The organism is Gemmatimonadaceae bacterium, from assembly GCA_035606695.1.
In the GTDB taxonomy this organism is placed as follows: domain Bacteria; phylum Gemmatimonadota; class Gemmatimonadetes; order Gemmatimonadales; family Gemmatimonadaceae; genus JAQBQB01.
In genome coordinates this window covers 23,439-32,703 of the sequence record DATNEW010000038.1, presented here as the reverse complement: position 1 = coordinate 32,703, position 9,265 = coordinate 23,439, and the positions used below count along the sequence as shown (strand labels likewise).

The following is a 9,265-nucleotide window of genomic DNA, read 5'->3' as shown; positions in this document are numbered from 1 at the left end:
TATGCGAGTATTTGCACTGCTGCCGACGGTCTTTGCCGGCGCGTTGGCGACGTCGGTTTCGGCACAGATGCCGGGCGCCGTTCGAATTGCGTCCGCGCCCACGGTCTATCGCAAGCTCGAGGATCCACGCGCGGTGATCGGCGTGACGACGAACGCCGGCGCCACGAATCGTGACACGCTCGGGGTGCTCGTCAGCGCCGTGCGCGACGGAAGTCCGGCGGAGAAGGCCGGCATTCAGGAGGGAGATCGCATTGCGTCGATCAACGGCGTGAGCCTCAAGCTCGCCGCGGCCGACGTCGGCGATTACGAGATGGCGGACGCCATGAGCCGCCGTCTCTCGCGCGAGATCGGAAAGCTCCATCCGGGCGACGAGGTGGACCTGCGCGTCGTGTCGGGCGGCCAGACCAAGTCGGTGAAGGTGAAGACGATATCGTCGGAGGACCTGCGGCAAGCATACATCCGCCGGGCCGACGACGAGCGCGCGACGCTCGGTCTTCAGATCGCGACGACCGGCACCTCTCGCGACTCGATCGGCGTGCTCGTGCTCGGCGTCGACGACAACAGTCCGGCGGCGAAGGCGGGGATCGAAGAGGGAAGCCGCATCGCGTCGATCAACGGCGTCGATCTTCGGGCGAGCCGGACGCGCAACGAAGACGAGGGCTTCTATGCCTTCAGCTCGACGAACACCGGGCGTCTCGAGCGCGAGCTCAACAAGGTCAAGCCGGGCGACGACGTGGAGCTTCGCCTCTACTTCAACGGACAATACAAGAACTTGAAAGTAAAGACGGTGCGCGCCAGCGATCTCCCGCGCCACGGGCGGACGATGGTGATCACGCGCGACGACAGCTATCCGTCGATGATGCCGCTGATGGGACGCGTCGAGCTGCAGAACGAAATTCCGAACGTCGGGCGGCTGCTCGACCAGGTCGGGCGTGGCTTCGCGCGAATCGGCGGAGGGCGGGTCGAGTGGTGAAGGGTTAGAACTCCACCTGCGCACCCAACTCGACGACGCGGTTGGGCGGAATACCGAAGAACTCCGTCGCCGAGCGCGCGTTGCGCGACATCACCACGAAGAGCTTTTTCCGCCACCGCCACATGCGGGGTACCACCACGTCGTCCGGCGCGCGCCGCGTGCCCGGACGACGTTCGCCCGTGGCGAGAATGATCCGCTCGCGCCCAAGATAGAACGTCGTCTCGTTTGGCTTGGCCTTGATCCCCGCCTCGCGCGCGCGATGCAGGATCTCCGGCACGTTCGGCGTCTCCATGAAGCCGTAGCGGGCCGTGACGCGGAAGAATCCGTGCTCGAGTCCTTCCGTCGTCACGCGGTCGTTCGACTTGATCTCGGGAATGTCCGCGGTCACGACCGACATCAGAATCACTTGCTCGTGCAGGACCTTGTTGTGCTTGAGATGATGCAGCAACACCACGGGCACCCCGTCGTTCGATGACGTCATGAACACCGCGGTGCCGGGTACGCGCGGCGGTTTCTTCCGCGCGACGTCGCCCAGGAACAAGTCGAGCGGCAAGGCGCCGGCATGCAGCGCCTTGTTGAGCAGAATGCGGCCCTTCTTCCACGTGCTGAGCAGCGTATAGACGACGATCGCGATCGCGAGCGGCACCCAGCCGCCATATTCGATCTTGATGATGTTCGCCGAGAAGAGCGCGATGTCGATCGCGAAGAAGCCGACCGTGATCGGTATGACGTGCGCCAGCGACCAGTTCCATCGCGCGCGCGCGACCACCGAGAAGAGCAGAGAGGTAATCGCCATCGTCCCCGTGACGGCGATGCCATACGCGGCGCCCAGCCGCTCGGAGCTCTGGAACGCGATGACGAGCAGCAGACACCCGACCATCATCAGCTTGCTGACTTCGGGAATGAAGATCTGTCCCGATTCCGTGGCCGATGTGTGCAGAATGGTGACACGCGGCGAGTAGCCGAGCTGCACGGCCTGCTGCGTGAGCGAGAACGCGCCCGAGATCAACGCCTGGGACGCGATCACCGCGGCGAGCGTCGCGAGCACGACGAGCGGAAGGAGAATCGCGCGCGGCGCGAGCAGGAAGAACGGGTTCGACACCGCCGACGCGTCGCGCAGGAGCAGCGCGCCCTGCCCGAGATAGTTGACGAGGAGCGCCGGCAGCACGAGGCTGAACCAGGCGAAGCGGATCGGCCGCTTGCCGAAGTGGCCCATGTCCGCGTAGAGCGCTTCCGCGCCCGTCACCGCCAGCACCACGGCACCGAGGGCGAGAAAACCCACCCGGCCGTTGGCCATGAAGAACCGCACCCCGTGCCACGGGTTCAGCGCGAAGAGAATCCTCGGCTCGCGAACGATCTCGACGGCGCCGAGCACCGCGATCGTCACGAACCACAGCGACATGATGGGGCCGAACGCCGTGCCCACGCGGCCCGTTCCGAACCGCTGCACCGCGAACAGGATGAAGAGAATGATCGCGGCGAGCGTGACGACGGTGTACGGATTGAGCGCCGGCGCCACGACCTTGAGGCCTTCCACGGCGGAGAGCACCGACATCGCCGGAGTGATGATGCCGTCGCCGTACAGCAGCGCCGCGCCGAAGAGGCCGAGCGAGATGAGAATCACCCGCCGGCGGGTATCGCTGCTGCGGCGCTCCTGCTGAAGGATGAGCGCCATCAGCGCGAGAATGCCGCCTTCGCCGCGGTTGTCGGCGCGCATGATGAACGCGATGTACTTGACCGCGACGACGAGCACGAGCAGCCAGACGATCAAGGAGAGGACGCCGTAGACGTTCTCGATGTTCGGAACGAGGCCGCTCTTGGCCATGAAGCACTGCTGCAGCGCGTACAGCGGGCTGGTGCCGATGTCGCCGTAGACGATGCCGAGGGCAGTCAGCGACAGAAACGCGAGCCGCTTGCCGGTTGGATGCTGGTCGATGTGGTGCCGCTGAGGCGGCACCGCGGCGTGGAAACCGCTGGTGTTCGTAGCGTTGGCCGGAAGAACGCGAGCGGGTCCGGACTGCGAGGTCATGTCCACCCTTGCGGGTGGAGGCTCGCCTGACGAATCCGTGGCGCGACGTGGTTGTGCTTTCATCTAGGATACTGCGGGGTCGCCCCGCCTGGATTGCATGAGTGCCGGAAAGACGACAAGAGACGACCGCTACTGCTCCGGCGATACGCAGGAACAAGCAAAAAACGGGTCGCGGATGAGCTCCGCGACCCGTGTTGAACCTAGCGCTTTGTGTGCCCGCAATGGAGGGCGCGCGCGACTCCCGCCCTTCGAGCCGCTTACTTGGCGATGGCGTCGATCTCGTCGACGGCACGTTGGATGATCTCGCGAATGCGATTGATGCGATCCTTATCCGCTATATGTGCCGTAGCTGTCTTGTAGGTGGCGCGAGCAAGTCGCTGAAACGACTTGTTTAGCTCGGTCATCGGTTCGTCCGTAAAACCCTCCACGAACCGCGCGATCCGCTCGAAGATGTCGTCCACCGTCGTACTGTGCTCCGCCAGATGCTTCCGCCCCTCATCCGTGATCTCGTAGATCTTTTTCCCGCCATCCTCCGGCACCACGCGCGCGAAGCCCAGGTCCTCGAGCATCGTCAACGTCGGGTAGACAGTCCCCGGACTCGGCGCGTATGACCCGCCAAACCGACTCTCCAGGTCCTTGATGATCTCGTAGCCGTGCCGCGGCTTCTCCTCGAGCAGGCGCAGGATCACGTATTTGAGATCGCCCTGCTCGAAGAACCGCGCGGCGCGGCCGTGCCAGCGTCGCGGTCCCTCGCCCGCCCAGTCGCCAAAGCCGCCCCAGCGCCAGCGGCCGCGCGTGTCACAGTTGAAGCCGAAGAATGTCGGATCGCCGTGCATGTGCCACCTCGAAGATATATCGGAGTTGGGTCAACGATATAACGGGCGATATATCTTCGCAAGAGGCAGTAGCGGCTTTGCACATAAAAGCCCGTCTGCACATAAAACAGGCGGGCTGCACATAAAGTCCCTAGGAGTCCCAGCGGGCCGGGCCGTCACCGCCGGTCGGAGTCCTCCATGTATTTCATGAGCGTCGCCATGCTGATGTCGAGCGCCTTGGCCAGCTTCGCAATTGTGTCGAGTGAAACGGTCGTCACGCCGCGTTCGATCTCGCTCATGTAGGTGCGGCTGATTCCAGCGTCCGCCGCGAACGCTTCCTGAGAGACTTGTCGTTCTTCGCGGAGCCGCCGCACGGTTCGGCCAAACGCCTCGGGGTAGCGCATGTCCGAACGCTGGCGGGCTGACTCCGATAGCTCTACAATCTATCGGGAGCACAGTCTATTGGAGACATCGCTGGATGAGCCGCGCCTCCCTTTCCGTCGCGCTATTGACTACGTGTGTGACGGCGTGCGTGCCAACCTTGCCGCCGCCTGCCGCGCCACGCCCCTCGATGGACATTGCCGCGTCGTCAAACAAGACCTGGAATGCCGTTATCGACATTTTCGCGGCGAATAACATTCCGATTAAGACCATAGACCGCGCTTCGGGATTCATCGCGACCGATCCGCTGAATGTGCCGTACGCGTTGTCGGAGGCTACCGATCTCGCCAATTGCGGTCGAGCAGCCGACGGATCACGCGGCGTTCTCGAAAGCGTCGTTTACAACGTCTTGGTTCGGGGGGATAGCGCTCATTCTACCGTGCGAGTTACCGCGCAGTGGCGCGGCAACGTTTCTGGAATGTTCACCAACGCGCACGTGGACTGCTCGACGACCGGGAAGTGGGAATCGACGCTAGAGTCCCAAACTCGTGAGCTAGCTGAGAATCGTCTCGGAACGGCCGAACCACGAGCCGTCACCATGGAGTCAAAATGTGCGCAACAGGACGCGGCCATCGTCAGTCGTGATCGAACTGACGCGGAAGTGTATGCGCCAAATGCCGCACGGTCGGCCTGTGCGGTCGCGCGGTACTGTCACTACGAATCATCCGCTGTGCGATTCGACAAGACTGTTGCCATCGCGCAGTGTCGGGCCGAGGCAACCAAGCGCTAGCACGTTTTCGCTTGTGCAGTGTTGCCACACACGCGCATCTTGTTGCCATGACACCGAAGCGCTCACGCACGGCGGCGACGCCGCCCAAGAAACGAAAGGACCCCGCCGCCGTCGCGCTGGGCCGAAAGGGTGGTCTCAAGGGCGGCAAGGCTCGCGCGGCGAAGATGACGCCAGAAGAGCGCAGCGAATCGGCGCGCAAGGCCGTCATGGCTAGGTGGGCGAAACGCGAGCGGGAAACGTCGTGACGCGCATCGAACGCACTCCGGAAGAAGCGGCAGAGCTGGCGCGCCTCGAATTGAAATGGCGGTCGCAATTCGGCCCCAGCGCCAAGGCGCTCAATGAAGAGTTGCGCTCGCTGACGGACGCGGATGGCGTTGAGGCCGACGATCTCGTGCTTGGTCGCGTGCCAACGGCCGAGGATCTCGCCGCGTACACGACGAGATTCGAGCACTTAGTGCGCCCGACGAACAGTCCAGAATCGAAATGACAAACACGCGTCACGTTTGATCATGTGTGACCACCTGACCTAAGTTTGTATCGGGCGCCACCTCGCCCGCACAATCCTGAGTACCGCGAACGCGCGGGACAGCGACTCCGAATCGGAGTGGCGGTCCCGCGCTTTTTTGTTCCGCGCATCGAATCGGCGATGCGGATCAAGCGTAAGGGGAACTCGATTTCGGGGATTATACCACCAGCTAAGTCACTGAAAAGCAGAACGGCCACCCGCCTGAGAACGAGATGGCCGTTTCTGAAAAGTCAAAATCTGGAAGCGTGGCTGAGAAGTAAAGCGCCGGTCTGATAAACCGAAGCACCGTGCCTCGAACACGGTCGGGGGTGCGATTCCCTCCGCTTCCGCCAAACCCTTTGCCGCCGACAACGCGGGGGGCTGACCACATCATAGCATCTGGTGGCTACGATGGTCAACACCTTCGCGGATCGACGGCCCACCGAAGGTGCACCCAATGATGACGCTGTGCGGCACAAATTGCCCGTTGAATATACGTAAGCGCTCACGTATATTGGTGTCCGGACTGAAACCGGACATTGGTCATGAACACGAGAACGCTGGATGTTGTGCGGGAGGCGCGCGGCAAGGAAATCGCCGTGCGTGCGCGCATCGAAAAGCGCGGAGACGATTGGATCGTCCCGTCGCAAAGCACGAAGGGCCACTACCGCGTCTGCATGGACGCCACCGGCCCGCGCTGCACCTGCCCCGACTACGAGCTGCGGGGCATGAAGTGCAAGCACTGTTTCGCCGTCGAGTTCGTGATTCAGCGCCAGACCGTGACTGAATCGACGGACGGCAACGTGCACGTGACGGAAACGGTGACTGAGACCGCAAAGGTCCGCATCACCTATCCGCAGAACTGGCCCGCGTACAACAAGGCGCAGACGCAAGAGAAAGCGCTGTTCTGCCGCTTGCTACGCGATCTGTGCGCGAACGTCCCAGCACCGACACAGACGCGCGGACGCCCACGCGTGCCGCTCAATGAGGCGCTGTTCGCCGCGACGTTCAAGGTCTACTCGACCATGAGTAGCCGTCGCTTCATGACGGATCTCCGCGAGGCTCACGAGGCGGGCTACCTGAGTCGGCCCTGGCACTTCAACACGGTCCTCAAGACCATCGAGGACGCGGCACTGACTCCGATCCTCTATGACCTCGTGACGGCGAGCGCCCTTCCGCTCGGCGTCGTCGAAGAGACGTTCGCCGTCGATTCGACAGGCTTCGGAACGACGAACTTCTATCGCCACTTCACGAGCAAGTACGGCGGCATGGAGTTGGAGTCGCATGATTGGATCAAACTGCACGCGCTCGTGGGCGTGAAAACGAACGTGATTGGCGCAGCGCGCGTGACGGAGCGGAACGCGAATGACGCTCCGCAATTCAGCCCGCTGGTGCTCGCTGGCGCTGAACGCTTCCACATGAAGGAGATCGTCGCCGACAAGGCATACGGTTCGCGCAAAAACGTGGCCCTCGCTGCGGCGGTGGGCGCGACGCCCTACATCGCGTTGCGTTCGACCGCGCAGGCTTCAGCGATGCGCGTGTGGCAGAATCCCGGCGCGCAGCGTGACAGCACGGCGTGGCGCTGGCTGTACCACTTATACAACCTTCGTCGCGATGACTTCCTCGCGCACTACCACGCGCGGAGCAACGTCGAATCGACGTTCTCCGCGATCAAGCGCGTGTTCGGCGACACGTTGCGGAGCAAGACCCGGCCGGCGCAGATCAACGAACTACTACTCAAAGTGATCGCGTACAACATCGTGTGCGTCGTTCACTCAACCTTTGAACTTGGCGTGTCGGTGCCAGGGTTCGATGCGGCTGCATAGCCCCAGCCTAGCGGATTGGCCGGAAAACGCGCAGCTTTACAACTCTCTCATGTGTGAGGCGCATGTGCGGCCAGAACGGCGTGAACTCCAGCCGGTAGCCGGAATCGGTGACAAACCAACCAGAGTCTACGTCGGTACCTTCAAGCCAAAGGACGAGAAGGATCGCGGCAACATTGAGTTCGCGTGTCCGGGTTGCGGCTACGTGTTACTGACGGAAATGAGCGAATCGTTTGCGGCCGTTGCTCCGCCAGTGTGGCGCGCCGCGTGCGAGCGCTGGCTGTCACCGAGCGGACGCACCAACTCATAAACCATTTCGCCAGCGGGAGTCGTTGCAACCTGCGGCGCCGTCGTTTTCACCGGACCTTCTTCGACTGCCTCTGGCGACTTCACATCGGTTGTATCCATTACCACCCCGCCCATGCACCACCCCGCCCTGAAGGGACTCTAGATCTAAGCTAGGACAGGGTGACACGATTTTTCCACCGCAATCGCCGCTTTGCGGCGTGCCTCCGCTTGGCCTCTGCACATAAAACGAACTACCTGCCCATAAATCAGCCGCTCAGCCCGGTTTTATGTGCAAAGCCGGCAGTAGCGCAATATCGATCCATCGATCCGGCGAGAGTCCCGCGCCGATGGGTACGTCCATTGCCTTTTTGAGAGGCGCCGAGGCGCTTGGCCTCGGATCAGCAAACCACTCAGGGGGAAGCACATGGCGGACGATCTCAACACCGATGGTCTCGAGAACCAGATCAAGGGCGCCGGCAAGCAGGCCGAAGGGCACGTACGCGACGCGGTCGGCGGGCTGACCGGCGACACGAGCGAGCAGCTCAAGGGCAAAGCCAAGGACCTCGAGGGCAAAGCCCAGCGCAAGATCGGCGAGGCCGAGCAGGACCTGGATCGCTAGGGCTCGACTCGAGACCAGAATACGAACATCGAACGAGGCTCGGCGTCACAGACGCCGGGCCTCGTTCGCATTCGCCGACGGCGAGTCGTCTTCATGATTCGCTAATCGAACCGCAGCGTGCTCCTCACGAACGGCTCACCGGCCGCTCACGCGCCCGCAACCGCCACACAACCTCGGCGTGATAAGCTGGCGTTGGAGCGACATCGGCGTCGCCCGCACTCACGGAATTCATTTCGGAGGAGGCGTCATGTTCGGAGTTCTGATCGAATCGCGCGCGCGCAAGCAGAAGCGAACCGGCAGCGCGGCGCTGAGCGTCGCGGCGCATGTCGCCATCATTGGTGCGGTCACGGCCACCGCGGCGCACGGGCATCTGGCGCGAAACGAACTACTCAAGCCGCGGTGGGTGAGGCTCGCGGCGCCCGTGACGCCGCCGCCGATCATCCATCACGCGGTGATCGACATTCTCCCTCGGCTTCCGCACACGACGGGCTTCGAGATGCCGAGCATCCAGTTGCCCGCGGACAAATTTGTGCCGGCGATCGGCACGAACGCGGCGCTGTTCCTGGCGTCGAATCCGCCGGTGACGGGGTGCGCGGACTGCGGGAATGTCTCGCGGCTCTACGATGGTGTCGGCGGCCGTGGGAGTCCCGGCGGCGGCCCGCAGATCGACGAATGGCGCGGCCGCGACCTGCTCATGCGGATCGTTTCGTCGGCGATACCGCGCTATCCCGAGCGGCTGCGCAACGCGGGCGTCGAGGGCTCGGTGCTCGTGCAGTTCGTCGTCGACACGACCGGGCGCATCGATATGAGTTCTATAAAGGTCATCGCGTCCACGCACGACCAGTTCACGGCGGCGGTGCGCGACGCGCTGAGCCGCTTTCGTTTCCGGCCCGCGGAAGCTGACGGGCGTCATGTACCGGCTGTGGCGCAGATGCCGTTCGAGTTTCGATTGAAGTGAGGCGTCGGGGCGTCGGGGCGTCGGGGCGGAACGGCAACGGGCGACGGAGAGGATTCCGTCGCCCGTTGCTGTTCACGCCCATCG

10 protein-coding genes and 1 tRNA gene are annotated in these 9,265 nt (G+C 63.2%); 8 read left to right on the top strand and 3 right to left on the bottom strand.

Annotated elements, in window-relative coordinates:
* Positions 1-973 (top strand): PDZ domain-containing protein (locus tag VN706_20695; protein HXT18061.1); only part of this gene is annotated, 973 nt, incomplete at its 5' end.
* 4 nt (positions 974-977) lie between these two features.
* Here the strand turns inward: VN706_20695 and VN706_20690 are convergent.
* The 3 genes from VN706_20690 to VN706_20680 all read right to left on the bottom strand — a co-directional run bounded on the left by VN706_20690 (position 978) and on the right by VN706_20680 (position 4,221).
* Positions 978-3,002 carry a potassium transporter Kup gene (locus VN706_20690; protein HXT18060.1) on the bottom strand — a complete coding sequence of 675 codons (2,025 nt, stop codon included), beginning with the start codon at positions 3,000-3,002 and terminating at the stop codon, positions 978-980.
* A gap of 257 nt (positions 3,003-3,259) precedes the next feature.
* Entirely contained in the window at positions 3,260-3,838 is a 579-nt protein-coding gene (locus tag VN706_20685; GenBank protein HXT18059.1) for a PadR family transcriptional regulator, read from the bottom strand.
* A 155-nt stretch (positions 3,839-3,993) separates the two neighbouring features.
* The gene (locus VN706_20680) at positions 3,994-4,221 is read right to left on the bottom strand and encodes a helix-turn-helix transcriptional regulator (GenBank protein ID HXT18058.1); all 228 of its coding nucleotides are present in this window, start codon (positions 4,219-4,221) and stop codon (positions 3,994-3,996) included.
* Between the two features lie 74 nt (positions 4,222-4,295).
* On the opposite strand from VN706_20680, the gene VN706_20675 reads away from it, so the two are divergent.
* The 7 genes from VN706_20675 to VN706_20645 all read left to right on the top strand — a co-directional run bounded on the left by VN706_20675 (position 4,296) and on the right by VN706_20645 (position 9,181).
* Positions 4,296-4,988, top strand: coding sequence for a hypothetical protein (locus tag VN706_20675; GenBank protein ID HXT18057.1), 693 nt, complete (start codon positions 4,296-4,298; stop codon positions 4,986-4,988).
* 47 nt (positions 4,989-5,035) lie between these two features.
* Positions 5,036-5,233: a hypothetical protein gene (locus tag VN706_20670; protein ID HXT18056.1), complete on the top strand. Its 198-nt coding sequence runs from the start codon at positions 5,036-5,038 to the stop codon at positions 5,231-5,233.
* Positions 5,230-5,475, top strand: a complete 246-nt coding sequence (locus VN706_20665) for a hypothetical protein (GenBank protein HXT18055.1) — start codon at positions 5,230-5,232, stop codon at positions 5,473-5,475. The genes VN706_20670 and VN706_20665 overlap by 4 nt, the downstream gene beginning before the upstream one ends.
* Before the next feature lie 278 nt (positions 5,476-5,753).
* A tRNA-Ile gene (locus VN706_20660) sits at positions 5,754-5,846 on the top strand.
* Positions 5,847-6,038: 192 nt separating this feature from the next.
* Positions 6,039-7,319 (top strand): transposase, encoded by a 1,281-nt coding sequence (locus tag VN706_20655; GenBank protein HXT18054.1) that lies wholly within the window; start codon positions 6,039-6,041, stop codon positions 7,317-7,319.
* A 709-nt stretch (positions 7,320-8,028) separates the two neighbouring features.
* Positions 8,029-8,223 carry a CsbD family protein gene (locus VN706_20650; protein HXT18053.1) on the top strand — a complete coding sequence of 65 codons (195 nt, stop codon included), beginning with the start codon at positions 8,029-8,031 and terminating at the stop codon, positions 8,221-8,223.
* Between the two features lie 247 nt (positions 8,224-8,470).
* Positions 8,471-9,181, top strand: a complete 711-nt coding sequence (locus tag VN706_20645) for an energy transducer TonB (GenBank protein ID HXT18052.1) — start codon at positions 8,471-8,473, stop codon at positions 9,179-9,181.
* The last annotated feature ends 84 nt before the right edge of the window (positions 9,182-9,265 follow it).